The sequence below is a fragment of the Mesorhizobium sp. M2A.F.Ca.ET.042.01.1.1 genome (assembly GCF_003997405.1).
In the GTDB taxonomy this organism is placed as follows: Bacteria; Pseudomonadota; Alphaproteobacteria; order Rhizobiales; family Rhizobiaceae; genus Mesorhizobium.
This window is the reverse complement of record NZ_RZRX01000080.1, coordinates 1-24,436: the sequence shown is the minus strand read 5'-3', so window position 1 is coordinate 24,436 and position 24,436 is coordinate 1. Positions and strand designations below refer to the sequence as shown.

Genomic DNA, 24,436 nt, shown 5'->3' with positions numbered 1-24,436 from the left:
ATCTATGGCAGCTCGATGGAAAGCATTCATGCCACGATCCGCGACGGTCGCCCGAACGGCATGCCGAGCTTCCGCGACAAGATCCCCGACGACCAGATCTGGGAGCTTGCGGCCTTCGTTCGCTCGCTTAGCGGCAACGCACCCTCCTCCGCCGCGCCGTCGCGCAATGACGACATGATGGTGCATCCGTCCGAAAACCGCATGCCGGATGCCGCCACGCTGGGGAAGTCGCCGTGAAACGCCTCGCCTCGATTGCGTTCGCCACGGCAATCGCCCTGTTTCTTCAGGGATGCGCAGGCTGGCAATCGGCGCTCGACCCGAAAGGTCCGGCGGCGAGCGAGCTCGCATGGCTGATCTGGTTCTTCACCGGCCTGTGCGCGGTGGTGTGGGTGCTGGTGATGGCCGCCCTTGCCGTGCCGTTGCTGATGCGGTTGAGGCAACATGCCGAGCCGCTTGCGCTGGACGCCGGCGCCGACAGCCGCAAGCTGCGCGTGGTGATGATTGCCGTCGGGCTGACCGCCGTGATCCTGGTCGGGCTGACCTTGCTCAGCTTCTTCGCCAACAGAACCCTTGCCGCGATCGGCTCGGACGCCGCGCTGACCATTCGCGTCACCGGTCATCAATGGTGGTGGGAGGTGCGCTACGAAGACGCCACGCCGAGCCGCATCCTGACCACGGCCAACGAGATCCATATTCCCGCCGGCGAACCCGTGCGGCTTCTTCTCACCTCGACCGATGTCATCCACTCCTTCTGGGTGCCAAGCCTTTCCGGCAAGCTAGACCTCATTCCCGGCCGAATGAATGTGCTCGACATCAAGGCCGACAAGCCCGGCGTCTACCGAGGCCAATGCGCCGAGTTCTGCGGCGCGCAGCACGCGAATATGGGCACCTTCATCATCGCCGAGCCGCGCGCGAAGTTCGATGCCTGGTGGAACGACCAGTTGGAGCCGGCCGCCGCTCCAACAGGCGACGAGGCCAAGGCCGGCGAGAACCTCTTCCTGAAACGCCCCTGCGTGATGTGTCACAAGATCGGCGGCACGCCGGCGGGCGGAACGGTCGCGCCCGATCTCACTCATCTCGCCAGCCGGCAGACGCTCGCGGCCGGAACATTGACGATGAGCCGAGGCAACCTCGCCGCCTGGATCGCTGACCCACAAGGCGTGAAGCCCGGCTCGCACATGCCGGTGGTCGATCTGAGCGGCGACGAACTCAACGCCATCGTTGCCTATCTCGAGGGGCTGAAATGAGCAGCGCGGATCTCACCAGCGAACGCGATCTGCCGCCGGAGCGGGAAACGTCCGTCAGGGGCGATATAGCACCAGAGCGTGACGGGCCGCGCGACACCGGCATGGACGACGCCAGCTTGCATCGCTGGTTGTCCCGGACGTGGCGGACGCCTCCCGGCATCATCGGCGCGCTGTCGAGCGTCGATCACAAGGTCATCGCACGCCGCTACCTGATCACCGCCTTCCTTTTCCTGTGCCTGGGCGGACTCAACGCCGTGGCCATGCGCATCCAGCTATCGGGCCCGCAGCGGGGCCTGATCGGCCCGGACCTCTACAACCAGCTGTTCACGATGCACGGCGTCACCATGATGTTCCTGTTCGCCGTGCCCATTGTGCAGGCGACCGGCATCTACCTGGTGCCGTTGATGGTCGGCACCCGCAACATCGCCTTCCCGCGCCTCAACGCCTTTAGCTATTGGGTTTATCTTTCGGGTGGCCTCTTCGCCTGGGTGTCCTTCGCCCTCGCGATGGCGCCGGATGTCGGCTGGTTCGCTTATGTGCCGCTGTCCGGGCCGGAATACGGTCCAGGCAAGCGCGCCGACGTCTGGGCGCAGATGATCACCTATACCGAGGTATCCTCGCTGGCCGTCGCCGTCGCGACCATCGTGACCGTGTTCAAGCAACGCGCGCCGGGCATGTCGTTGGACAAGATCCCGCTCTATGTCTGGGCTCTCCTGGTCACGTCCTTCCTCGTCGTCTTCGCCATGCCGGCGGTGATGATCACCTCGACCTTCCTGATCCTCGACCGCCTCGTCGGCACGCATATCTTCAACCCTGCTGAAGGCGGCGACGCGCTGCTGTTCCAGCATCTCTTCTGGTTCTTCGGTCATCCTGAAGTCTACATCATCTTCCTGCCTGCGACCGGCATGGTCTCGGCCATCATTCCCGCTTTCGCCCGGCGCCCAGCCTTCGGTCATCTCGGGCTGGTCCTGTCGCTGATCGCGGTCGGCTTCCTGTCGTTCGGCCTCTGGGTCCACCACATGTTCGCAACCGGGCTGCCGAAGCTCGGCGCGAGCTTCTTCACCGCATCCAGCATGTTGATCGCCATCCCCAACGGCGTTCAGATCTTCTGCTGGCTGGCCACTCTCTGGGACGGCAGGCCGGTGATCCGTACACCGCTGCTGTTCGTCTTCGGCTTCTTCTTCACCTTCGTCATCGGCGGCCTTACCGGCGTCATGCTCGCCTCGGTGCCGCTCGACCTGCAGGTGCACGACACCTATTTCGTCGTCGCCCATTTCCACTATGTGCTGATTGGCGGTTCGGTCTTCCCGCTGCTCGCGGCCGCCTATTTCTGGTTCCCCAAAATCACCGGCCGCATGATGAGCGAGCGTCTGGGACGCTGGCATTTCTGGCTGGCGATGATCGGCTTCAATGCGGCTTTCTTCCCTATGCACATTGTCGGCCTGTGGGGCATGCCGCGCAGGGTCTATACCTATCCGGCCGAGCTCGGCTGGGGAAACATCAATCTCTTCATTAGCGCCGGCGCGGTGCTCTTCTTCCTGAGCTTCGTGCTGTTTGCGTTCAACCTCGTTCATGGCGCATTGCGGGGAACGCCCGCAGGCGACAATCCCTGGGATGCCGGCACGCTAGAATGGGCGACTTCCTCGCCGCCGCCCGGCTATAATTTCGCCCGCATTCCGGTCGTGACGAATGTCGAGCCGCTCTGGGCCGAGCGCGGGGCGCTTCCTGTCGCGACCGGGCTTCGGGTCGACGTTCGCGAATTGCTCGTCTCCACCGTGGCGGAAGCCCATCCCGACATCCGCGAAAAATCGGCGACGCCGTCGATCTGGCCGCTGTTGGCGGCCATCGCCGTCGGCGCCACCTTCCTGTACTCGATCTTCACGCCCTGGGCGATCATCTGGGGCGCCGCGCCGATCGCCGTCACTCTGGTCGGCTGGTTCTGGCCGAAGGACAATCCGGAGGACGAGGAATGAACCAGCGTCCCGCCCTCGATCTTACCGGCCTCCCGACCTTTGGCCATGGCCCGCGCAGCCCGACCTGGTGGGGCACGCTTGGCTTCATGGCGCTGGAAGGCATGGGCTTCGCGCTGGCCGCCGGCGCTTACCTCTACCTCGTTACCTTGTGGCCCAACTGGCGCCTGAGCGCTCCGCAGCCCAACCATTGGCCGGGAAGCATCGTGACGCTGCTTCTCATCGCCAGCCTGGTGCCCAACCACATCCTCAACGGCCATGCCAAGCGATGCGCCATGCGGCCCGCGCGGATCGGAATGGTGGTGATGTCGCTGCTCGGCCTCGCGCCTCTCGTCGTGCGCTGGTTCGAGTTTCCCGCCCTGAATATCTACTGGGACACGAATGCCTACGGCTCGATGCTCTGGGTACTGCTTGGTCTCCACACCACGCATCTGATCACCGATGTCGGCGACACGATTGTCCTGACGGTGCTGATGTTCACGCACCATGGCTATAGCGGCCGGCGCTTCGGCGATGTCGGCGACAATGTCTTCTACTGGGACTTCGTGGTCCTCACCTGGATTCCGATCTACCTCCTCATCTATTGGCTACCGAGGTTAGGCTGAGATGCGCGCGCTGCGGCTGGGCACGTCCTGGGGAGGTTTGTTGTCGGGCCCTTTGGCCTGGGCAATCTCAACACAGCTGAACTACGCCCTCGTTCATTGGCAGTGCAATCGCCAGGTGCAGGTGGTGCTTCCGGTGGCGCTTTTGCTCGCGGTGTTTTCCCTGCTCGGCGGCGCGCTTTCATGGCGGGCGAAGCAGCAAGGCGGCGCGGCATTCAAACCGGACCGCACCCGCAGCACCGAGCGTTTCGTCGCCGATCTCGGCGTTCTCGCAGCATTGCTGTTCGCCCTCGTCATCATCATACAGGGCAGCGCCGCGCTCATCCTCGACGAGTGCCTGCGATGAGCTTCGAAGCCTTCTTCTCGACCTCGATCTGCTACGGCGCCGGTGCGCCGGAGGCCGGATGGACATTGGCGCTTCCCATCACGCTTCCCTTGGCGGCTATCGCGCTGCTCTACGCGCTCGGCGCGGGCCGCCTTTGGCGTCGCAGCGGCCGAGGCCGTCCCGAACGGCTGCGGCAAGCTCTGTTGTTCGCGGCCGGCTGGAGCGTGTTGGCCGTCGCGCTGGTCAGCCCCATCCATGCGCTCGGTGAGCGGGTGTTTTCCGCCCATATGATCGAGCATGAGTTGCTGATGGCCGTGGCGGCGCCGCTTCTTGTCGCCGCCTGTCCCGGCGCGGCCTTGATGTGGGCATTGCCGGCCGCACTGCGCCGAGGGACGGGAAAGCTCACCCATGGCAAGGTGCTGCAGGCGCTCTGGGCCTTCGCCGCTCGCCCGCTCAGCGCGACGATCCTTCATGGGATAGCGATCTGGGTCTGGCATGTCCCGGCGCTGTTCGAGGCAGCGCTGCAGCAGGGTGTGCTGCATTATGCGCAGCATGCGAGCTTCCTCGGCACCGCCCTGCTGTTCTGGTGGGTGCTTCTGCCGCGTTCCGGCCGACAGCAGACCTATGGCATTTCCGTCATGCATTTGTTCTTCACCTCGCTTCACACCGGCTTGCTCGGCGTCCTGCTGTTGGTCTCGCCAAAACTCTGGTATCCGGAGAATGCCTCCGGCGCCGCGCTCTGGCGCCTGAGCCCGCTCGAGGATCAGCAACTCGCGGGGCTTGTGATGTGGGTTCCGGCCGGGCTGATCTACGGCGGAGTCGCACTGCTGCTCGCCGGCCTTTGGATAAGCAACAGCGGAACCAGGGAGGCGGCCCATGCGCTCCGACCTGGCTAGGCTGCTCGGGGGCGTCCTCGTCGCGATCGTGCTTCTGGTGGTCGTAATCGCGGCGACGACCTTGTGGCTCTACCGCCGCGAGCGTGTCCAACACGAGTCGGACGTGGCGACCGGCGGCGTGGGCGCGCGCGCCATTCCGATCATGACAGCGAATGGCTGCTCAGGCTGCCATACGATTCCCGGGGTGCCGGGGGCGCAAGGCCAGGTCGGGCCGCGGCTCGACGGCAGCCTCGCCGGGCGCATCTACATCGGCGGTGTGCTGGCGAACAATCCGGAGAATCTGATCCGCTGGATCCGCTCGGCACGGGAAATCAATCCGCACACCGCCATGCCCTCGACAAGGATCACAGAGCAGCAGGCGCGCGACATCGCGGCCTATCTCTATGCCCTCAGATGATCAGCCCTCGCCGCCACGCCGGGACCACAGGCCGCGACCGGGATCATAACCGGCCACCGCCGCCAGGAAGAATGCCACGAGACAGGCGACAACAACGAGCATGGAAACCAAGTCGAACCGCAGGTAGAGCGCAAAGCGGATCAACTCGACCGCCGAGCTGAATGGATTCCAGGCGGCGATCGTCGCCAGCACCGGACTGGCTTCAGCGAGGCGCCAGATCGGATAGAGGGCCGTCGAGGCGAAGAACATCGGGAAGATGACGAAATTCATCACGCCGGCGAAGTTTTCCATCTGAGTGGACATCGAGGAGACCAACAGACCGAACGCGCCGAGCATCAAGCCCGACAGCACGAGCGCCGGGAACACGGCGACATAGCCCAGGACCGGCGGCCGCACGTCCCAGAAGCGCGCCACGAAAAGAAACAGATAGACGAGCGGCAGGCCGACAATCACGCTGGCAAGCAGGCGCGCGGCAAGCAGGTACCAGCGCGGCAGCGGGGCCGTCAGCAAAAGGCGCATGCTGCCCATCTCGCGGTCATAGACCATGGCCAACGAGCTCGCCATTGCGTGGAACAGCAGCATCATGGCCGCCAGCCCAGGCACTACATAGACCTCGTAAAGAACATAGGTCTGGTAGGGCGGCGTGATCGACAGGCCGAGAACGGAGCGGAAGCCGGCCGCGAAAATCGCCAGCCAGACCAGCGGCCTCACCATTGCGGAGAACAGGCGCGCGCGCTGCCGCAGCGAGCGCAGCATTTCCCGCTGCAAGATGCCGTCGAGTGCCCGTAATGCGTGATCGACTTTCATGGCGAACCCGTCAGCAAGGCGAATGCTTCAGCGACGCTTCCTACGCCGAGTTCGGGCGCGATGCGGTCCGCGGGGCCGGTCCAGCAAACCCTACCCCGATCCAGCACCACGACGTCATCGTCGGCCGCTACTTCTTCGAGAAAATGCGTCGCCCATAGGACGGCGATGCCACGTTCACGGCAAAGGTTCCTTACATGCTGCTCGAGCGCGCTCCGTCCCGGCACGTCAAGCCCGGTGGTCGGCTCGTCGAGCAGCAGCAGGCGCGGGCCATGCATCAGCGCCCGCGCAATCTCCACACGCCGGCGCTGGCCGCCGGATAGCGCGCTGGTCCGATCGTCGATCCTGTCCAGCACTTCGAGGCGGCTCAATTCCTCCCGTGAGCGCGCCTTGCTCAGTTCCGTCGGAAGTCCGTGCAGTGCGGCGTGGTAGCGCAGGTTCTCGCCCGCCGTCAGATCGAGATCGAGCGTCGGCAACTGGAAGACGACGCCCATTTGCGCGAGCGCGGCGGACGGGTTCGCCTGCATCGCCATATCGAATACACGCACCAGCCCGGTGCGCGCGTAGTAGAGACCGGTGATCAGCGAGAACAACGTTGTCTTACCGGCGCCGTTACGGCCAAGCAGGATACACATTCTGCCTTCAGCCACGGTGAACGAGACATTCTGGAGAACCTGCCGGGTTCCGAAGCTGTGGCTAAGATTCTCGATCGCCAGGGCGGTCATGGGCCGATCACGACGCCCCATGGACCGCGCCCCACCGGCAGCGACTTCACGACCTCCTGGTTCTCCAGGTCGATGAAGGAGATATCGCCGGAGTTGCCGTTGGCGCTGATCAGTTGCTTCTGGTCGCCAGAGAGCGCGACATGCCAGGGCCGCTGGCCGACGAGATAAAGGCGCCTGACCGTGAATGTCTTCGTGTCGACCTCGGCAATCCTGTTGGCTGGGCCGAGCGCGACATAGGCAGTCGCGCCGTCGCGTGACATCTCGATGCCGACCGCTTGCACGCCCTCACGCCGAATGCCCGGCACCTCGAACTCGATCTTGCCCGTTTGAGCGCGTGTCGCAGTGTCGAAGACCGTGACGGTGCCTCGGATTTCGGACGCCACCCATAATTGCTTGCCGTCCACCGAGAACGCCGCGGCGCGCGGCCGCGTGTCGACGAGCAGATTGTCGATGAGTTCGAGCGTAGTGGCGTCGATGAGATGGACCATGCTCGTCGTCTCCGACGTGCAGGCGACGGTTCGGCCATCGGCGCTGATCGCCATGCCCTCAGGCTCGACGCCGACATCGACTGTTCCGATGATCTTGGCGCCAGCGATATCCACCACCGAGACCTGGTTGTCGTTCTCGTTGGCGACGAAGAGCCGCTTGCCGTCCGGGTGCACGACAAAGAATTCCGGATCGGCGCCCGAAGGCAGTTGACCGACGACCTGCCGCTTGGCGAGATCGACCATGTCGATGCGGTTGTCGTCGCCTTCGGCAACGAAGAGCACCTTCTTGTCGACCGAAAGCGCCATTCCGCGCGGGCGCCGGCCGACATCGATCGCCGCCTGTAATGTCATGGTCGGCCCGTCGACGACCGCAACGGTGTTGTCCTGCTCGTTGGAGACGTAAATCGTCTCGGCCGCCGCGGGAGGGACAAGGACCAAGAACAGTACGAGCGCGATCAGAATTTGCATGCGCTCTCCTCCAGATCGATGCCCAGAGTGTCGAGCGGGGTGCGCTGATGCAGAAAACCCGGTTGTGGCGAACTGGAAACAAGCAGCCGGGGGCCCGCGATCAGAATGGGCTGGCGCATCTGCCCGTCCCACGGACGGAAACTCAGCCCTTGCCCCTTGAAGCCGGCGAGCAGGAAATCGTCGCTGCGCAGATACTTTGCGATGGCGGTCGGATCGAGGCTGTGCAACCGCGTTGCCGCCTCGCCGACGCTTCTGACCGCCAGCCAGGCGGCGTAGTCGCTGGGCAGCATCCAGCGTCCGGCCTGCTTGTGAAAGCGGTCCTGGAGCTGCGTGGCGCCCCATTCTTCGTCGACAGCGCTCCAGCCGGTGGCGACCAGCCCTTGCGTCCCGGCCACCGCCCTCGGCAAGGCGGTGCGCCCCTCGAGATAAGCGCCGAATTCGTCGGCTTCGTCGGCGACGACCAGAACATCATAGTCGCCGACCTGCGTTGCGGCAGGTATCTCCGTCTGGAGCGTGACATGTCCGGTGTCGGCGCGGCCGCTGGCCGGCCGGAACGTCCAAGGTTTGTCGATGGTGATCTGCGCCCCGAAACGCGTCGCTGCCCGTCGAAAGGCCGCCGCCATGGCCAGGTCGCCGGGATGCGGACCAGTCAGCAGGAACCAGTGCTGCCAGCCTTTCCAGACCAGATATTGCGCCAGGGCGTCGGCCAGCATGGCGCGGCTCGGAATGGTGTGCAGAACGTTTCTTCGGCAGTCCTCCCGACGCAGGCTGTCATCAGGATCGCGGCTGTTGAACAGCGTCATCCGCTCGGCACCGGGCGCTGCGCTCGCCTGCAGCAATTGCGCGGCATCGAGATCGGCAACGACGAAGCTGATGCCGGCGGCCGCGAACGCGTTGACAGCTTCGGCAGGTGCTTCGCCCGGCTTGAGAACCCTTTCTTGCAGCCGAAATTGCTGGCCGAGAAAGCGGCCGGTGCCGGTGTCGTCGGCAATGCCCAGCCTGGCGCCTTGCAGACCATCATCTGTGACGGCCTCGTCCAATGGCCCAAGGGGTAGAGGCAGTTTGCGCTGTTCGCCGAGATAGCCAATCACCATCGTTGGCGGCTCGGCAAGCGCGGGAACGGCGAAGGCGAGCAGACCGACAAACGCCAGCGCCAGCCTCGTCTGACTCAGGTCGAGCAAGCCAAGTTGGATGTTCGAAATCGCCACGGGAACTCCAGGACCGCAGCGACCTAATGATTTTCAGCAAGGAATGTTCCTAGACGGCAAACCGAGTCGAGCCCGCCCTGCTGAAAGCAGGGCGGGCTTGGAGCCTAGACCGGTGGTGGGAGGACCGACCCGGGCTCCAACTTGTGGAACCTCCGATTGTTCCTGCTTCCGAAGTCAGCGTTTCGCGCTGTCGCTGTCCATGTCTGCCCGCGCCAGGAATTGTTCTGTGACCTGCGGCAGGTTGCTCTTCAGCCACTCGGCCATCGCTTCCTCCTCACGCAGGTTCTGTTCGCACACGCGGGCAATCTCGGCCTCGCCCGCCGCATTCGCCGCGGCGATGAGGATCGTGTAGGAGGCGATTTCCATATGTTCGAAAGTGTAGCTCGCCAGCGAGCCCTTCATGACTTCGTCGCCGGCGAACACGCCGCTGATCGACTGCGCCGTGGCAGTCAGCTTGCCGCCTGCATCCTTCAGCATGGACGATCCTTCGTCGAGCCCGTCCAGGCAGCTCTTCAGCCGTCTTGCCTGCTCTTTCGTCTCTTCCAGATGAGCGCGAATTCGCTCGCTAAGCTCAGGGTAACTCTCGATCCGGCTCAATTGTCCCGACAGCATTGTCTCTGCCTGCTCCTCCATGGCGTGAGCGTCCCTCAACCATTGGACAAGCCATTCGCGCGATTCAGCCATTTTAGTGTCTCCATCGATCTGACGCCGCCCGAACCGCCGGCGGCGTGCATTGTTCCTTGAACGTGAGTTCCGATTACGATTCCCGCGAGGAGAACGGATCGGAATCGGAGAGCTTCTGGCGCACCGACTCGTCGGTCTTGTCGGCCGCGGCCTTGACGACACCGCCGACCTTGCCGGCCAGCGTCCCCTCGTTTGACGCCAGCCGTCCGGCTTCGTCGCTCGCCGTCTGGTAGGCTTCGGCCGCAACTTGCTTTGCGGCGTCGAGGCCTTCTTTCAAAGTCTCTCCGGCAGTGTCCCGAAGCTTCTCGCGATAGCCGCCCAATTGCTCGTCCTCGAGTTCCGTGTGGGGCAGCATGGCGCCGATCGCAGCTCCGATGGCGAGGCCGACGGCGGCCGCAGCGAGAGGCTGGTCCTGAAGCAGATTGTGCGCGGAACGGCCGGCGCTCGTTGCCATGTCGGCCGTAGCTGCCGCCGACCTCGCAAGCGTGTCCGCAGCGCTGCTTGCCATGTCCGACACTGTACCGGCTGCTTCGCTTGCCATTCCCGAGACAGTTGCGGTCGCTCCGCTGGCCGCTTCGCCAACAGAGTCGGCCGCATCCGAGACCCTGGAACCCATTCCCGCACCGAATGCCCCGTGATCGAGCCCGGGACCGCGCCGCGTCACACCATCGGCACCCGCCGACGCGGTAGAAGCGCCACTGCCCAACATCAGCCAGGCCAGGCCCGCGCCGATCACTGTCAGGGGCAACGGATTGTCCCGCACCTGGACCTTCAGGTTGTGGAGCATGTCGGAGCCTGTGCCATCCCTGAAAAGCCCAGTGAACTCGTCGAAGAGCTGGCCGGGAGTCATCTTGTCGCGAATGGAGTCGGCGGTCGCCACCACCCTTGCGCGCGTGGCTTCCGCCTCGCGTTCGAGCTCGGCTGCGGATTTCTCGGTCATCTCGCTTGTTCCTTGATCACGTTCACGTCACGCTTGAGCTGTTCTTGTGTACGGTCCGGCGCGAGCTCGGAGGGTGCCATGCTTGCCATGCCCGTCCGCAACAGGATCACGCCCAGAACGGCAACCACCACACCGACGAGCAAGGCGGACCACCCGGCGCCCAGACCAAGGCGAGCCAGGGCGATGACCAGCGCCTGCAACAAGACCAAAAGCGCCGCGAGCAGGCATATCGCGCCGCCCAGCACCTCGACGGCGCCTGCGCCGGCCTTGGTCGCGCTCTCCGAGATTTCCGCCCTTAGGAGCCTGGCCTCCGTTTGCACGAGCCTGCTCACCTGTTGCGCCAGATCGGCGACCAATGTGCCGAGACTTGGATTATCCTGAGTGCTCATTTCTTCAGCTCCGCTGCCTTTCCCGGTATGCCGCCGTCGGAACCCCAGTTGGCTGGAGCGTCATCCCGGCGGGCGCTCGTTCCCGTGCCGGTTTGGCCGGAATGTTCACGCGTGGCCGCGCCCTGCGTCGGGCGGCGGGTTCCGGGCGGCGAAGCCTTCATGAAGCGGCCAAGCGCCAGTCCCGCCAGAACCGAACCGGCAAGGAGCGTTCCAGGATTCTCCCGGCCAAAAGACTGGACGTCTTCGAGCACCTGTCCGAACGGCTTTTCCTTCAACGAGGAGGACAGCCGTTCCAGCCCGCTCGCCGCCTCCTGCATGAATTTCGAGGCCGCGCCCTGGTCGCTCTCGGCCAGGTGATCGCTCGCGGCGCGCAGGGCGCCGCCGAAAGCAGACAGGCTCGATCCGATATCGCGCTGCGCCTGCTCGGCTTTTTCCGTGGCGGCCTGCTGGGCTTCGGCCGCATACGCCCCAGCCCTGCGGGCAACCTCGTCGCGGGCATCGTGGAGCGCTTCGCCGGCGCTTTGCGTTTCTTCCTGGATCCTGTCGGAAACTTCGTCCTTTGCCCTAGCAAAGTCGGCGGGCTCGCGGCCCCGATCGTTCTCGCGCTGCATGGTGCCTCCTAGTGAAAACCGAGGAAGGAAAGCACCGCTAGCACAACGACGATCAGACCGATGAGATAGATGACACTGTTCATGGCGCAGCCTCCTCCATGCCAATCCAACTTCGCGCCGGCTGCTATGTTCCCCCGCACGGGCAGCTTTTTAGCAAACCGTCATTTGTCCTCGGGCTGCGCCTTGAAAGCGGCAAGCTCCTCGTCGGGGCAGAGCAGTCTGGGGCGCGTCGGATCGGAAATATCGAGCTTGTCCCAGGGAATGCGATAAAGGCCTTCACGCCGCCGCAACGCGAAGAAGTCGAGCAAGGCGGTGCCGATGGTCGAAGCGGACAAGCGCTCGAACGCGGCGAAGATCCCGACATGGAATTCGGTGACGACAAGGTCGCTGCCGTCCCGCTCGGCGATGATCTCCTCGATATAGCCGATGCTCCTGCCGTGCTCGGAGAACACGCGCCTGCCGGCAAGGTGATCGAGGTGCACGGTCGCCATGCTCACGCTCCCGGGATTCGACCGACCACATGTTCGCGCAGCCAGTCCTGCCAGGCGAAGATCCTGGTCCGGCGCACGTCGATGTCGAACTCGATATCGACGCCGATGTCGCGCACCTTGTTCCAGGCGATCCGGTGCGGCCGTGCCTGCTGTTTGCCGCTCAGCCTTGCCGCGAGCTTCGCCGTCCATCTTGCGGGCGCCGGGCCAAGCCGTCGCGCCAGCGCGATCGAGCCGAGTTCAACGGCGCTTACCCTGGGCGGCTTGCCCGGCCTCAGCTCGGCGACAATGCTATCCACCTTGCCGGTCTTGACCTGCTCGCGATCGACGACCTGCTTGTCCAGTATGTCGCGCAGCAACTGCATCACGTGCCTCCGAATATCTGCAGTGGAATGGACACCACCGCCAGCACGAAGCCGAGCGCGATGACGAAGATCACGGCCGCGTTCGAAACGACGCCATTGCGGTGCTCGCCGACATAGCGGTCGTCATTCAGCAGGAAAAGGAAGGGCACGACCGTCAGCGGCAGGCTCGCCGCGGTCAGCGCCATCGAGAAGATGGTGAGCTTCAACGGGTCGAGACCGAGCATGATCGGAACGGCGGCAAGGAAGAGCGTCAGCGTGTAGACCAGGCTGAAACCGGGATCGTCGCGGGGCTTGAGATCCTCGCCCCAGTTCCAGCCGAACCCTTGTGCGACGAGATAGGCCTGCTGCAAGGCCACTTCGAGCGCGGCGCCAAAGCAGGCGATTGCCAGCGAAGCAACGAAAAGGACAAAACCCCAGAAGCCGAATATCGGGATCAGCATCAATGGCAGCTGGTTATAGTCGTCCACTTCGGTAACGCCATGAGCGCCAAGCACGAGCGCGGCCACGACGAGAACGCCCACGGAAATCGTCCCGCCGAAACTCATGCCGAGGCCGGCAATCGCCCGATTGGTGCCGAGATAGCTCTTGTCCCACTGATCCTCGATCGCGCCGGAGGAATAGAACATGAAAAGGTAAGGCGAGATCGAGGCGCCGAGAATGCTGACGGCCATGAACCAGTATTTCGCCGTGTCATGGTGCGGCAGGCTCGGTACTGCGCCGACAGCCACTTCTTTCCATTCAGGCCGAAACATCACGGCCGCGACGACGAAGCAGACGGTGACGAGGCCAAGCATCGACACCCCTTTCTCGATGAGGCCAAACGTTCCTTTCCACAGCAGCAGCCACGCCAGGAAAGCCACCGGCAAGGCCCACCATTGGAAACCGATTCCCGTGGCAAGCTCGGCGGCAATGGCAACACCGCCGATCTCGGCGGAAAGCACCAGGAAGTTGACCAGCAAGACTGCAAGCAGCGGCCAAATGAACGCGTTGAAGCCGAACCTCTCGCGGATGCCGTCAGCGATGGTGTGATGACTGACCGCAGCGAAGCGGCCGGCCATCTCGACCAGGAAGATGATGCAGATGGTGCCGAGCACGACCGCCCAGATGAGCTGGAAGCCGAACAGCGCGCCGGCCTGTGCCGCCGTCGCCATCGACCCGACCTCCAGGAAGCCGCCGACGCTGGTGACGACACCAAGCGAGATCTCGAGCAGCTTCTTCATCGGCCCGGCGAGAAATATTGTCGATAGGCGGCGGCGAGGTCGCCTTGCGCGGCGCGAAGCTCCTGCTGCGCCTGGCTTGCCCCGGCGTACTGTCCGGCCTCGACCGCGTCCTTGGCCCGCCTTGCCGCGTTCGACAGCCGGCTGAGAGCCTCTGCCAGCGCATCCCGCTTTGCCCGGTCGGACGGCGACGCCGATTGCACTTGCCGGCCGGCGTCGTCGAGTGTCTCGGCAAAGGATTGCAAGGCGGACGATGCGTAGCGGGACGGCGCGGCGCCGGCGAGCCAGGCATCACTTACCAGCACCGCCGACTGTGCCGTCGAGGCTGCAAGCTTCGATTGCTGGTCGACGGTTTCAGACGAGGAGCAGGAGGCAAGCGCCAGCGCCAGCAGAGGCAGGAAGGCCCGGCACGGCCGGGCAACGGTGCGCAACATCTTCCACTCTTTGCAATCGCTTGAAATCACGATGATAAAGCCGCACCCACGGGAAAGTTCCTCCGTGTTCGGGATTTGCGCCACCGATTGCCTGCTGCAGCGCGCGCGGAGACAGGGTTCGGCTTTCCCACCCTGGCCGGGAATTGCAATTTCTTGTCGGTAAAAAAACGCGGCTGGTTCTCCGTTGGAAGCCCGCCGAACCTCGGCCGTATTACTTTATTCCGCGGGCCGCGCACTTAATCATGTCGTACGAGCCGGTTGCTTCGCCATGTCACCAATATTGGCAAGAGCCGCAACCTTGTCGATCATCGCTAGGATCGCCTTCGGATTGCTTTGATGCACCATATGTCCGGCACCCGGGACGATATCCAGAAGTGAATGGCTTATCTCGTCTTGAAGCCGCAGCGCCTCGGCCTTGGCATCGAACAGCTGGTCGCCCGCGCCGGCAATTATCCCGACAGGGACGGCGATGTCGGCATATCGACGATTTGGGAAAAATGCCGATGCGAGCATCAGGAAGGATTCAGCGGAGATGGATCGCAGCTGCGAGGGCCGGCTCGCCAACCCCCTTGTCGTTGTCGCGAAAGGGATCGCGATCGTTGCCGGATGAAAAATCTTCTTCATCGCCCAGCGCCAGTTCAGCCTGACCAGCGAAGGCAGCACCGCGTGGCGCAGCACCGTCCCGATCAGCGGAACCGCCGGCAGCGCGGAGATAGCAAGGGCAAGCCTTGGCGACGGGTAGTGATAGCCGGCGACGACAACGACGCCGGCAACCGACCGGGGATGCCGGCGCGCCATCTCGAACGCCACCGCTGCCCCCCAGGAATGGCCGACAACCATGTAGCGCTCGATGCCGAGTTTCGCGACTGCGGCATCGATGAGGTCGGCCTGGGCAGCCGCGGTCCAAGGTCTGCCGGCCGGACGTGGACTCATGCCGAAGCCGGGCCTGTCGAAGGCAAGTACGCGATATCTGGCGGCGGCCCTGCCGAAGATGCCGCTTGTCGTGAAGTCTTCCGCCGAGGCGCCATTGCCGTGCAACAGCAGAAGCGGTTGCCCGTTGCCCGCCTCCAGGAAATGCAGCTTCGTTCCCAGGAGATGGATGAAGCGCCCGAGCGGACGTGCGGCCAACGCCCGTCTCGCCAGGAGATTGTTATAGAGCGCCAGCCCGAACGTTGCGCCCGCAAGCAACAGAAGCAGGTTCTTCCTGGACTTTGCCGTCATGTTTGGAAATCAAGGCGGGGGTGGTAGGCGACCTTTGCAGTGGTGCCCCGCTCGCTATCAGGCCGACCCTTTCTGAGGCAGATCGGTCTCTTCCTGGACTTGGTCGCGCAGGCTCTGCTCGGCCTCCTTCTTATCAGCCCCGGCCGGCGGCTTTTGCCGGGCGAGCTCGCGATCCACAACCTTGCGCGAGCCTTCAACCGGATCTTCTTGCGGTGAGCCCCTGTCCGCTCCTGCTTGCTGGCCGGTCCTGCCACTGCTTGGAGTGGATCGCACAGGATCGTCGTTTTGGCGCGACTTCGTCATTGAGGACCTTCTCCGCTTTGGTCGGATGTCTGCTGGCTTCCGGGCAGGTTGGAAGCAGGGTCCAAACCTCTGTGGCCGCCCTTTGTTCCGTGCGCGGCGCGACCGGCCTCGCCACCTTCCGCAACCGGGCCGAACCAACGGCTGCTTACTGCAACAAATGTGGTTGAGGCTGAACCGCTGCACTTCTACGACTGCGGCAAGCGTCCGGTTGCCTCCTGCGTCCGCCTCGCGACGGAGGAACCATGACGCGCCACTCTCCACTCAGCCTTTTGGAATTCGAAGCGCTCACGCAAGCAGCTTCGAAACTGTCGAAGGATCACGGCGAAACGCTGGAAAGCGTGGTGACCTCATTGTTCGAAGCGCTGCGCGAAGGAGAGACCTGCCCAAAGGCGGTTCTGGACGCGGTAATCGCGGCGCTTACCAAGGAGACCCGCTAGACGAGTCGGCCGGCCGGCCGGACCCCTCGGCATCACCCTTGTTCAGGCTCAACGGCTTCCAGGGCATCGATCACAGGCGCCAGCGAATTCTCTTCATCGGGACTGGATTCCGACCCTCTGTTTTCCTCGCCGGTTTTGTCGAGCGCACGTTGAATGGCGTCTTCAATGTTGCCCACCTCCTGCTCACGCACCTCGCGACCATAGCCGGCGGCATCAGCATCCTGCTCGAATTGCTGCGCCAGCATCGGAACGCTGATCTCGGTGTCGGTTGGCAAGTTGCCGACATTCTCCTCCAGCCAGCTGCGCAGGAATTCCTTCGTCGCGTTCATGGAGCACCTCCTCGACGCCAGATAACCGGACGACGGCACCGAGGTTCCCGTAAATCCGAAACCGCGAGGAACGAACGAACCAACGGGCGGTTGGGAGTCCGAAAATCCGGTGAGGCATTCCATGGCTTTCCACGACGACAGCGTTTCACACGAGCGCGACGATTCCGCCCCAGGCCAGGACAAGCTCCTGTTCCTGCCCAACATCTCCATCAACGGCCTGATCGATGATGAGACGGTCAGCTTTTTCTTGGGTCGCCTGGAGACCGTGCGAAAAAACGGTCAGGACATGATCATGGAGTTGAACACGAGCGGCGGCGATGCGGACGCCGCGCGCCGCATGGCGCTGGAGGTTCGGCTCTTTCGTCGGCATTCCGGCAGGGATGCATTTTGCGTCGGAAAGACGAAGGTCTATTCGGCGGGAGTGACAATCTTCGCCGCCTTCCCGACGCAAGACCGCTTCCTGACCGAGGATGCCGTTCTTCTCGTGCATGAGCGGCGCATGGAAACAAGCATTGCGCTCAACGGCCCGATTCGATCCTGCATCCAGATCGTTCGCGAGCAGCTTGCCTTGCTGGAGAATCGCGACGTCTGGAGATGGAAGGCTTCAGGGAACTTGTCGAAGGCAGTTCGCTCAGCGCGGACGAGCTTTACCGGCGCGCGACGGAGAATTGCTACATCAACGCCGCCGAGGCGCTCAGTCTTGGAATGATAGGGGGGATCCTGCGTTAGAATGGCACATTCGGGGACCGCACTTTCCTGTCGGACAACTTGCGGCCGAAGGATGAAGAGAGTCGCCAAAGTGGGGGTGGCGACATGCCGATCGCTAGGCATAGCACCTCGCGCACCGGGCCGACCTGGTGGGAACCCGGGTTGCTCTGAGCCGTTCGCAGGCATGGCAACATTGCAGCTTCGAGAAGCGCTGACGAAGGTCGGCACACTGACGTCCCGGCCTGCGGCCTTTCTGATCTTGGGCGGTTACACTGTCTCCTGGTTTCTCTTCGAGCGGGAAACGCTTGACTGGCACGGCGCCGCGACGCTGATCACCTGGGCAATGACGCTGTTTATCCAAAGGGCTGAGCATCGCGACACCCAGGCCCTTCAGGCGAAACTCGATGAGCTGATCAAAGCGAACGACAAGGCTCGCAACGAGATCGCCGAGATGGACGACAAAGAGCCTGAGGAGATTGAGCGAATACGCGATGGCGGGCAAAGGAGGAGTTGACATCTCGCCTCGACCTCAACCGAACTCCGTTCGGAGCTAAGTCGTTGTGAGCACGGCGCCAGCGGTGATCGGTATTCTTAGAACAAACGCCGGAGCAGTTTGCGGCGCCCACTCCGACCGCGCTGTTCCAACATGGCGATCTCCTGGGAACTTCAGGCCTCCCGGCGGATTAGGATGAGTGCCGCAGGCATATCACCACACCGCAAGGAGGATCTAAAATGCCGAAGAAAGCCTCGTCCGCGACCTCGAACGGCTTGGAAAGCCTGTTCCTGGACGGACTGAAAGACATCTACTACGCGGAAAAGAAGATCCTGAAGGCTTTGCCAAAGCTGGCAAAAGCAGCACAGTCCGAAAAGATAAGCGCCGCTTTCGAAAAGCACCTCAAGGAAACTGAAGACCAGGTGGATCGCCTGGAGCAAGTCTTCGACATGCTCGGCAAGCCGGCCAGGGGCAAGACCTGCCCGGCCATTGACGGCATCATCGAGGAGGGCTCGGAAATTCTCGAAGAGTACAAGGACGAGCCGGCGCTCGACGCAGGACTGGTGGGTGCTGCCCAAGCGGTCGAGCACTATGAAATCGCGCGTTACGGTACGCTGATCGCATGGGCTGAACAGCTCGGTCTCAAGGACGCTCTTCCGTTGCTCCGACAGACCCTGAAGGAAGAGTCGGCAACCGACGAGGCGCTCAACACTCTTGGTGAAAGCGACGCCAACCAACGTGCTTTGCAGGCGGCCTAGCAACGCCCAACACTTTGCATTGGCGGCGCCGTCGCTCCGTGCGGGCTGCAGAAAGGAGAACTCGATGAAGAAGACCTGGAAGAAACCAACCATGTGTCAGGTGGCGGCGGGCTTCGAAATTTCGCGATATCTACCTGCTGAAATCCGGCGGAAAAAGTAACCCGTGAATTGCATGCCCTGCTCAACGGGGCATGCAATCTTTGCGATATCGGAAGACGTGGACGCAAATCGACCGCAGCCGCAAGAGTGGCGCCGGTCAGTTGGCTCGCTGGGCATGCATTGACATGCGCGTGAAGATCATCGGATCGGCAGCGGGAGGCGGCTTTCCGCAATGGAACTGCAATTATCGCCTGAGCCGCGCGGCCCGCGCCGGTGTGCCCGGTCTGCGCTCCCGAACCCAATCGTGCGTCGCCGTATCGGCGGACGGAACAGGTTGGGTTCTCTTCAACGCATCGCCCGACATCCGTCAGCAGATTGCGCAAACGCCCGAGCTGCAGCCCGCGGCGGACGCACCGTTGCGCTCGACACCTATCCGAGCCGTGATGCTGACCAATGCCGACGTGGACCATGTCGCGGGGCTGCTAAGCCTGCGTGAACGAGAGCCTTTCGCGATCTATGCGACCGCGCGGGTGCTGGCGACGCTGGAGGCCAATTCGATCTTCAATGTTCTCGATCCGGCGATCGTGCCGCGGCGTCTCTTGGCGCCGATGGAGGAGACGGCGATCTGCGGCGCGGACGGCCACCCGACCGGCGTGATCGTCGGCAGCTTCCCGGTGCCGGGCAAGGTCGCGCTCTATCTCGAGCAAGGAGGCGATCCCGGCGCCGATTTCAGCTCCGACACGGGCGACACGATCGGCGTCCGTATCAGCGGAGCGGTCGGTCGCGGCGCGATTTTCTACGTGCCGGGCTGCGCGCGCATCGACGCAGCGCTGCGCGCGCGGCTGGCTGATGCCACCTGCCTTGTGTTCGACGGCACCGTCTACACGGACGACGAGATGATCAAGGCAGGGGTCGGCCCGAAAACCGGCGCACGCATGGGACATATCGCAATGTCGGGAGAAGCGGGTTCGATCGCCGGCCTGGCCGATGTGAAGATCGCTCGCCGTATCTTCATCCATATCAACAACACCAATCCTGTTCTGGACGAGAATTCCGCCGAGCACGCGGCGATCAAGGCGGCTGGCTGGGAAGTCGCCTTCGACGGCATGGAGATGGAATTTTGAGCGATTTCCACGATGCGGCCCGAGGCGGCCTGTCAAAGCGCGAGCTCGAAGCCGCGCTGCGGCGGGTCGGCGACGAGCGCTACCACAACCGCCATCCTTTCCATCACAGGATGACCGCCGGCGCCCTGTCGAAGGCCGAAATGCAGGCCTGGGCGCTGAACCGCTATTGCTACCAGGCCGTCATTCCGCGCAAGGACGCCATGATCCTGGCTCGTGCCGAAGATCCGGCTTTTCGCGCCGCCTGGCGCAAGCGCATCGAGGACCATGACGGCGAGGACGGCTGGAGCGGCGGCATCGCGCGCTGGCTGCATCTGGCGACCTCGCTCGGGCTCGATGCCGAAGCGGTCAAGAGCGAAAGGCTGGCGCTGCCGGTGACCCGCTTCGCCGTCGGCGCCTATCTCTCCTTCTGCACCAACCGTACGCTGCTCGAGGCGGTCGCGTCCTCGCTGACCGAGATGTTCTCGCCGGCCATCATCGGCGAGCGCGTGCCGGCGATGCTGGCCAGATACGATTACATCACCGAGGACACGCTGGCCTATTTCACGCAGCGACCGGAGCAGGCGAAGCGCGACGCCGACTTCGCCCTCGCCTATGTGCTCGTCCACGCCGACACGCCCGAACGCCAGCAGCAGGCGATCGATGCGCTGGTGTTCAAATGCGATATACTGTGGGCCATGCTCGATGCGCTCCAGCATGCCTATGGCGCGCCGGGGAACATACCGCCAGGCGCCTTCCGTCCGGAGGCGGCCTTATGACGACGACGCTGCGCGAAAGAGCCATCGTGTCGCTGCGCTCCGCGCCATCGCTGCCCAGGCATGTGCGCATCCATTACGACCCCGTGCGACTGGCCTTCGCCGTGCTTGCGCCGGAGAAGGTGTTCTGGCCGAATGACATCAGTCTCGACATACTGCGCCGCTGCGACGGGCAATCAACCGTCGAGCGCATCATCGCCGATCTTGCGGCCGATTATGACGCGGATCCGCAGGACGTGGCGGACGATGTCATCGCTTTCCTGCAGGAATGGTCGGACAAGCTTTTGGTAAAGCTGTGAGCAAGGCGCTCCTGCCTCCGATCGGCATGCTGGCGGAACTGACGCATCGCTGTCCGTTGCAGTGCCCCTATTGCTCCAATCCGCTCGAATTGCTGAAGGCCAACCTCGAGCTCGACACGCAGACTTGGCTCGATCTCTTCTCGCAGGCCGCCGATCTCGGCGTCCTGCAGGTGCATCTTTCCGGCGGCGAACCGACGCTGCGCCGCGACCTCGAGCAACTGATCGCCGGCCTTTCGGCGCGCGGCGTCTACACCAACCTCATCACCGCCGGCGTCGGCATTGCCGCAGGCCGCATCGAAGCCTTTGCCGAAGCCGGTCTCGACCACCTGCAACTGAGCTTCCAGGGCGCTCGCCCAGTGACCACCGACCGTATCGGCAACCACCGGGGCAGCCACGAGAAAAAGCTGGAGACGGCGCACCGCGCCCGCGCGGCCGGGCTGCCGCTCACCATCAACGCGCCCGTCCATCGGCACAACATCGAGGAAGTGCCGGAATTCATCGACCTCGCGCTCTCCCTGGGTGCTGAGCGGCTCGAGATCGCCAACGTCCAATATGCCGGCTGGGCGCTCGCCAATCGCGATTTGCTGATGCCCGACCGTGCCGCCGTCGACCGGCAGGCCGACATCGTCGCGGCTGCGCAGGAACAGCTAGCCGGCATCATGAACATCGATTTCGTCACGCCCGACTATTTCGCCATCTATCCCAAGCCATGCATGGGGGGCTGGGCGCGCGACGCCTTCATAGTGACTCCCGACGGCACCGTGTTGCCGTGCCATGCCGCCCAGACGATTCCCTCGCTCCGCTTCGAGCGCTTCGGAGACCGCAGCCTCGCCGAGATCTGGACCGACTCACCGGCCTTCAACGCCTTCCGGGGCACCGAATGGATGCGGGAGCCGTGCCGAAGCTGCGAGCGTCGCGAGGTCGACTGGGGCGGCTGCCGGTGTCAGGCATTAGCGATTGTCGGCCATGCCGCTGCAACAGATCCAGCCTGCATCAAGTCGACAGCGCACGCCCGTATGGCCGCCTTGGTCGATGAAACGCGGCGCAGCAATACCGCCGGAGACGATGCTTTCATGTATCGCCGGATAGGATCTGATTTTGACGGTAGGAACAATCGCCGTCGATAGGCCCCAGCTTCGCCTACCAGCGACGGTCCATCTCGGCCATTGATATACACTTCGCTTGGGAGGCAATTCCCTCAGCGCAAAAGGCCGTCGATATCGAAGTCTTCCCAGCCTCTCAGGCGGGGCGCATCGTCCCGGCTCTCGTCAGTGTTACTTGCGGCCCCGCCGCGCTTCTTTTGGGAGCGCTTCAGAGCCGCCCTTGCGGCGGCGCGTCTCCGGTTCTCGGCAGCTGTCGCCGCGTCTACATCACGCCAGACGGTGACCAGATCGCGGTCAAGCACATCCTCGATGTGGCGAGGGTCGAACACGTGGAAGGTGATCTTCCTCGCCCGGCCGCGCAGTTTCACGGTTCGCGTCCCGGCGCTCTGAAGCCGACCGTCCTTCAGCCAGCGGTGCCGCTCGCCGGACGAGATCGTCAGGATGTCCTCGACCTCGCGAGGGATGACCGGCAGGTCTTCGATGTCGCACATGGCTTTGGATACGACCAGCGCTGCCACCTTAGCATCGGCATCCGAGCCCTCCGGCAGGCGCAAAGTGAGCACCCGAGATTCGATGTGGAGAAGCTTTCGAAGTTGCGCGGGAAGGCGAGCGCGTATGTCCAGGAAGATGCCCCTCGCCCGCATCGATGATCCCAAGGTGGCCGCCGGCGAAAGCGGCCACTCAGCTATCAGCTTGGTGGTAGGTTCGGTTTTTCGGCGCCCTGGCATATCCGATAAATAGGTCGGGCTGATCCCAGAGCAAAGCCGGCTCAAGAGGCAACCCGTTGTGCCGCGACACCAGTGATCGCAGACAAGCATTCTGCCACGTGTTGCCAGCTGAGAAGGCTCAATGGAGCGAATTGTCGATCGGCGAGTTAGGCTGGCTAAACGGGAGATGACTGGATTAGAACGGATGGCCGCCTCGAAAAGCAACGGTTATTTCACGCCAACCAAGCCGGCTCCGGAAGGCCTTGCCCCTGCCCTGGCGCGAAACATCGAAGCACTGATCGAGAGGCGAAAACGCGAAGCCAGAGCCGCAACGCTGGAGGAGCGCGCAGCCGCAGCGATCAGCGGCTTCGCTGGAAGCATGGTCTTCGTCTACTTACACGTTGCCTTCTTCGGCGGTTGGATCGCCCTCAATGTGGGCATCCTGAGCTCCGTCAGACCCTGGGACCCGTCACTGGTCATCCTGGCCATGTTAGCCTCGGTCGAGGCCATCTTCCTCTCGACCTTCGTGCTCATCAATCAGAACCGAATGGCCGCGGAGGATAATTCCAGGGCAGACCTCGATCTGCAGGTCAGCCTGCTTAACGAGCACGAAACCACCAAGCTCATCAAGCTGGTGGAGGAGATTGCCAAGCGTCTCAACATAGATACCGACGCGGATCACGAGATCAAGGAACTCAAGCGCGATGTGGCGCCGGAGGCAGTTTTGGACAAGATCGAAGAGGTGTCCGACCGTCAGCCGCCCGAGTGACAGATCACCAAAGCTAAGCGTTACTAAGTTGGGTCAATCAGAGGATAGGCGCATGTTCGACCACATCGGCTTCAACGTCGGGAACTTAGAGAAATCGCTCGCCTTTTACAAAGCAGTACTCGCACCTCTCGATCTTAGCGTGCTGGAATCTGGCGAGGGCTGGGCCATGTTGGGCGGCTACTCCGGTCGTCTCTGGATCGGGGCATTCGGTCCTCCTCCTGGACCCATCCACATGGCGTTCCGCGCCGGCTCCCGCGCGATGGTACACGCGTTCTACGAGGCAGGCCTTGCCGCCGGAGGTCGCGATAATGGCGCGCCTGGCATTCGCACCCAATACGCGCCGGATTACTTTGCAGCTTTCTTGCTCGACCCGGACGGGCACAATGTCGAGGCCGTAAGCTTCGCCGCGGAAAATTGAGCTGCCCGTTCTGCGCCCGTGAGCGCAGGAGTCCGTCCATATCGAAATCTTCCCAGCCGCGACGTAGCTCAGCGGCTTTGCACCAAATCCTATTGGCGTTGGAACAAACGCTGCGCCCCTCTGTTTGCCTCTGAGCACAATTCAGTGCGTTAGAGGACATCATCTATGAAGTTGCGTTTGTTATCGGGCGCGCTTTGCACGGCCGTCGCCTTGGGTTTTGCCCATCCGGCGCTCAGTGCCGAAAAGGCGCAGGATTTCGTCAACAAGGCAGCCGAAGGCGGGATCTTCGAGGTCGAGTCCAGCAAGATCGTCCAAGGCAAGGTGAAGGACCAGGCTGTCAATGACTTCGCCCAGAAAATGATAACTGATCACGGCGCGGCCAACGCCAAGCTGCAGTCGATCGCCGGCGAGCAGAAACTGGAGATTCCCGCCGAAATGGACGCGATGCACAAGAGCGATCTCGAGGCGCTGAAATCGGCCAACGGTTCGGCCGACCAGTCCTACGTGAAGATGCAGCAGGACGCGCATGCCGACGCGGTCAAGCTATTCCAGGACTATGCGGCCGACGGCGACAACGCGGAACTGAAGGCATTTGCCCAGCAGACGCTGCCGACACTCAAGATGCACCAGGAGATGATCGAAAAGATCGCCTCAGGCA

Annotated in this window: 35 protein-coding genes; 19 read left to right on the top strand and 16 right to left on the bottom strand. The window is 63.3% G+C overall.

The window, feature by feature from the left end; translation table 11 throughout:
- From EOA23_RS14535 to EOA23_RS14505, 7 genes are all read left to right on the top strand, one after another.
- Nucleotides 1-237: cytochrome c (locus EOA23_RS14535; RefSeq protein ID WP_145966428.1), on the top strand; the 237-nt coding region annotated here is incomplete at its 5' end.
- Complete coding sequence (coxB, locus tag EOA23_RS14530; protein ID WP_189341610.1) at nucleotides 234-1,247, top strand: cytochrome c oxidase subunit II; 1,014 nt, start codon at nucleotides 234-236, stop codon at nucleotides 1,245-1,247. The genes EOA23_RS14535 and coxB, both read left to right, overlap by 4 nt.
- On the top strand, nucleotides 1,244-3,220 hold the full coding sequence (ctaD, locus tag EOA23_RS14525; protein ID WP_127304634.1) for a cytochrome c oxidase subunit I: 1,977 nt from the start codon (nucleotides 1,244-1,246) through the stop codon (nucleotides 3,218-3,220). Before coxB ends, ctaD begins: the two co-directional genes overlap by 4 nt.
- Nucleotides 3,217-3,822, top strand: a complete 606-nt coding sequence (locus EOA23_RS14520; protein ID WP_127304633.1) for a cytochrome c oxidase subunit 3 — start codon at nucleotides 3,217-3,219, stop codon at nucleotides 3,820-3,822. Before ctaD ends, EOA23_RS14520 begins: the two co-directional genes overlap by 4 nt.
- A 1-nt stretch (nucleotide 3,823) precedes the next feature.
- Entirely contained in the window at nucleotides 3,824-4,165 is a 342-nt protein-coding gene (locus EOA23_RS14515) for a hypothetical protein (protein WP_127304632.1), read from the top strand.
- The gene (locus EOA23_RS14510; RefSeq protein ID WP_127304631.1) at nucleotides 4,162-5,040 is read left to right on the top strand and encodes a cytochrome c oxidase assembly protein; all 879 of its coding nucleotides are present in this window, start codon (nucleotides 4,162-4,164) and stop codon (nucleotides 5,038-5,040) included. The genes EOA23_RS14515 and EOA23_RS14510 overlap by 4 nt, the downstream gene beginning before the upstream one ends.
- Entirely contained in the window at nucleotides 5,021-5,437 is a 417-nt protein-coding gene (locus EOA23_RS14505) for a c-type cytochrome (protein WP_127304630.1), read from the top strand. Before EOA23_RS14510 ends, EOA23_RS14505 begins: the two co-directional genes overlap by 20 nt.
- On the opposite strand, the gene EOA23_RS14500 is transcribed toward EOA23_RS14505, so the two are convergent.
- The 14 genes from EOA23_RS14500 to EOA23_RS14430 all read right to left on the bottom strand — a co-directional run bounded on the left by EOA23_RS14500 (nucleotide 5,438) and on the right by EOA23_RS14430 (nucleotide 15,782).
- The gene (locus EOA23_RS14500; RefSeq protein ID WP_127304629.1) at nucleotides 5,438-6,244 is read right to left on the bottom strand and encodes an ABC transporter permease; all 807 of its coding nucleotides are present in this window, start codon (nucleotides 6,242-6,244) and stop codon (nucleotides 5,438-5,440) included. It lies immediately after the preceding gene.
- On the bottom strand, nucleotides 6,241-6,966 hold the full coding sequence (locus EOA23_RS14495) for an ATP-binding cassette domain-containing protein (protein WP_127304628.1): 726 nt from the start codon (nucleotides 6,964-6,966) through the stop codon (nucleotides 6,241-6,243). Before EOA23_RS14495 ends, EOA23_RS14500 begins: the two co-directional genes overlap by 4 nt.
- Entirely contained in the window at nucleotides 6,963-7,922 is a 960-nt protein-coding gene (locus EOA23_RS14490; RefSeq protein WP_127304627.1) for a PQQ-dependent catabolism-associated beta-propeller protein, read from the bottom strand. The genes EOA23_RS14495 and EOA23_RS14490 overlap by 4 nt, the downstream gene beginning before the upstream one ends.
- Nucleotides 7,910-9,130 (bottom strand): branched-chain amino acid ABC transporter substrate-binding protein, encoded by a 1,221-nt coding sequence (locus EOA23_RS14485; protein WP_127304626.1) that lies wholly within the window; start codon nucleotides 9,128-9,130, stop codon nucleotides 7,910-7,912. The genes EOA23_RS14490 and EOA23_RS14485 overlap by 13 nt, the downstream gene beginning before the upstream one ends.
- 174 nt (nucleotides 9,131-9,304) lie before the next feature.
- Nucleotides 9,305-9,814, bottom strand: coding sequence for a DUF892 family protein (locus tag EOA23_RS14480; protein WP_127304625.1), 510 nt, complete (start codon nucleotides 9,812-9,814; stop codon nucleotides 9,305-9,307).
- Between the two features lie 73 nt (nucleotides 9,815-9,887).
- Nucleotides 9,888-10,754 (bottom strand): DUF3618 domain-containing protein, encoded by an 867-nt coding sequence (locus tag EOA23_RS14475; protein ID WP_127304624.1) that lies wholly within the window; start codon nucleotides 10,752-10,754, stop codon nucleotides 9,888-9,890.
- Nucleotides 10,751-11,143: a phage holin family protein gene (locus EOA23_RS14470; protein WP_126064485.1), complete on the bottom strand. Its 393-nt coding sequence runs from the start codon at nucleotides 11,141-11,143 to the stop codon at nucleotides 10,751-10,753. Before EOA23_RS14470 ends, EOA23_RS14475 begins: the two co-directional genes overlap by 4 nt.
- Nucleotides 11,140-11,754: a hypothetical protein gene (locus EOA23_RS14465; RefSeq protein ID WP_189341609.1), complete on the bottom strand. Its 615-nt coding sequence runs from the start codon at nucleotides 11,752-11,754 to the stop codon at nucleotides 11,140-11,142. Before EOA23_RS14465 ends, EOA23_RS14470 begins: the two co-directional genes overlap by 4 nt.
- Nucleotides 11,755-11,915: 161 nt before the next feature.
- Complete coding sequence (locus EOA23_RS14460; RefSeq protein ID WP_127304623.1) at nucleotides 11,916-12,245, bottom strand: hypothetical protein; 330 nt, start codon at nucleotides 12,243-12,245, stop codon at nucleotides 11,916-11,918.
- Nucleotides 12,246-12,247: 2 nt separating this feature from the next.
- The gene (locus EOA23_RS14455) at nucleotides 12,248-12,607 is read right to left on the bottom strand and encodes a hypothetical protein (protein WP_127304622.1); all 360 of its coding nucleotides are present in this window, start codon (nucleotides 12,605-12,607) and stop codon (nucleotides 12,248-12,250) included.
- Nucleotides 12,607-13,827, bottom strand: coding sequence for a divalent metal cation transporter (locus tag EOA23_RS14450; RefSeq protein WP_127304621.1), 1,221 nt, complete (start codon nucleotides 13,825-13,827; stop codon nucleotides 12,607-12,609). Before EOA23_RS14450 ends, EOA23_RS14455 begins: the two co-directional genes overlap by 1 nt.
- Complete coding sequence (locus EOA23_RS14445) at nucleotides 13,824-14,258, bottom strand: hypothetical protein (RefSeq protein ID WP_127304620.1); 435 nt, start codon at nucleotides 14,256-14,258, stop codon at nucleotides 13,824-13,826. The genes EOA23_RS14450 and EOA23_RS14445 overlap by 4 nt, the downstream gene beginning before the upstream one ends.
- Before the next feature lie 240 nt (nucleotides 14,259-14,498).
- Nucleotides 14,499-15,479, bottom strand: coding sequence for an alpha/beta hydrolase (locus EOA23_RS14435; RefSeq protein ID WP_127304619.1), 981 nt, complete (start codon nucleotides 15,477-15,479; stop codon nucleotides 14,499-14,501).
- A gap of 57 nt (nucleotides 15,480-15,536) precedes the next feature.
- Nucleotides 15,537-15,782 carry a hypothetical protein gene (locus EOA23_RS14430; RefSeq protein WP_127304618.1) on the bottom strand — a complete coding sequence of 82 codons (246 nt, stop codon included), beginning with the start codon at nucleotides 15,780-15,782 and terminating at the stop codon, nucleotides 15,537-15,539.
- Nucleotides 15,783-16,024: 242 nt separating this feature from the next.
- Here EOA23_RS14430 and EOA23_RS14425 point away from each other — a divergent pair, with 242 nt between their 5' ends.
- Nucleotides 16,025-16,219, top strand: coding sequence for a hypothetical protein (locus EOA23_RS14425; protein ID WP_127304617.1), 195 nt, complete (start codon nucleotides 16,025-16,027; stop codon nucleotides 16,217-16,219).
- 32 nt (nucleotides 16,220-16,251) lie between these two features.
- On the opposite strand, the gene EOA23_RS14420 is transcribed toward EOA23_RS14425, so the two are convergent.
- On the bottom strand, nucleotides 16,252-16,548 hold the full coding sequence (locus EOA23_RS14420; RefSeq protein ID WP_127304616.1) for a DUF768 domain-containing protein: 297 nt from the start codon (nucleotides 16,546-16,548) through the stop codon (nucleotides 16,252-16,254).
- A gap of 121 nt (nucleotides 16,549-16,669) precedes the next feature.
- On the opposite strand from EOA23_RS14420, the gene EOA23_RS14415 reads away from it, so the two are divergent.
- The 8 genes from EOA23_RS14415 to pqqE all read left to right on the top strand — a co-directional run bounded on the left by EOA23_RS14415 (nucleotide 16,670) and on the right by pqqE (nucleotide 21,908).
- On the top strand, nucleotides 16,670-17,257 hold the full coding sequence (locus tag EOA23_RS14415) for a hypothetical protein (RefSeq protein ID WP_127304615.1): 588 nt from the start codon (nucleotides 16,670-16,672) through the stop codon (nucleotides 17,255-17,257).
- Nucleotides 17,258-17,440: 183 nt separating this feature from the next.
- On the top strand, nucleotides 17,441-17,770 hold the full coding sequence (locus EOA23_RS14410; RefSeq protein ID WP_126064475.1) for a low affinity iron permease family protein: 330 nt from the start codon (nucleotides 17,441-17,443) through the stop codon (nucleotides 17,768-17,770).
- A 218-nt stretch (nucleotides 17,771-17,988) separates the two neighbouring features.
- On the top strand, nucleotides 17,989-18,507 hold the full coding sequence (locus tag EOA23_RS14405; protein ID WP_126064474.1) for a ferritin-like domain-containing protein: 519 nt from the start codon (nucleotides 17,989-17,991) through the stop codon (nucleotides 18,505-18,507).
- A 64-nt stretch (nucleotides 18,508-18,571) separates the two neighbouring features.
- Complete coding sequence (locus tag EOA23_RS14400; protein ID WP_126064473.1) at nucleotides 18,572-18,667, top strand: pyrroloquinoline quinone precursor peptide PqqA; 96 nt, start codon at nucleotides 18,572-18,574, stop codon at nucleotides 18,665-18,667.
- Nucleotides 18,668-18,791: 124 nt separating this feature from the next.
- Nucleotides 18,792-19,730 carry a pyrroloquinoline quinone biosynthesis protein PqqB gene (pqqB, locus tag EOA23_RS14395; protein WP_126064472.1) on the top strand — a complete coding sequence of 313 codons (939 nt, stop codon included), beginning with the start codon at nucleotides 18,792-18,794 and terminating at the stop codon, nucleotides 19,728-19,730.
- The gene (gene pqqC / locus EOA23_RS14390) at nucleotides 19,727-20,485 is read left to right on the top strand and encodes a pyrroloquinoline-quinone synthase PqqC (RefSeq protein ID WP_127304614.1); all 759 of its coding nucleotides are present in this window, start codon (nucleotides 19,727-19,729) and stop codon (nucleotides 20,483-20,485) included. Before pqqB ends, pqqC begins: the two co-directional genes overlap by 4 nt.
- On the top strand, nucleotides 20,482-20,781 hold the full coding sequence (pqqD, locus tag EOA23_RS14385; protein WP_127304613.1) for a pyrroloquinoline quinone biosynthesis peptide chaperone PqqD: 300 nt from the start codon (nucleotides 20,482-20,484) through the stop codon (nucleotides 20,779-20,781). The genes pqqC and pqqD overlap by 4 nt, the downstream gene beginning before the upstream one ends.
- A complete protein-coding gene (gene pqqE, locus EOA23_RS14380; protein WP_127304612.1) occupies nucleotides 20,778-21,908 on the top strand; it encodes a pyrroloquinoline quinone biosynthesis protein PqqE in 1,131 nt (376 codons plus the stop codon). Before pqqD ends, pqqE begins: the two co-directional genes overlap by 4 nt.
- Before the next feature lie 71 nt (nucleotides 21,909-21,979).
- On the opposite strand, the gene EOA23_RS14375 is transcribed toward pqqE, so the two are convergent.
- Nucleotides 21,980-22,612 (bottom strand): hypothetical protein, encoded by a 633-nt coding sequence (locus EOA23_RS14375; RefSeq protein WP_127304635.1) that lies wholly within the window; start codon nucleotides 22,610-22,612, stop codon nucleotides 21,980-21,982.
- Between the two features lie 184 nt (nucleotides 22,613-22,796).
- Between EOA23_RS14375 and EOA23_RS14370 the strand changes: the two genes are divergently transcribed.
- From EOA23_RS14370 to EOA23_RS14360, 3 genes are all read left to right on the top strand, one after another.
- Nucleotides 22,797-23,360 (top strand): DUF1003 domain-containing protein, encoded by a 564-nt coding sequence (locus tag EOA23_RS14370; protein ID WP_127304611.1) that lies wholly within the window; start codon nucleotides 22,797-22,799, stop codon nucleotides 23,358-23,360.
- Between the two features lie 52 nt (nucleotides 23,361-23,412).
- Complete coding sequence (locus tag EOA23_RS14365) at nucleotides 23,413-23,778, top strand: VOC family protein (protein ID WP_127304610.1); 366 nt, start codon at nucleotides 23,413-23,415, stop codon at nucleotides 23,776-23,778.
- Nucleotides 23,779-23,943: 165 nt separating this feature from the next.
- Nucleotides 23,944-24,436: DUF4142 domain-containing protein (locus tag EOA23_RS14360; protein ID WP_145966427.1), on the top strand; the 493-nt coding region annotated here is incomplete at its 3' end.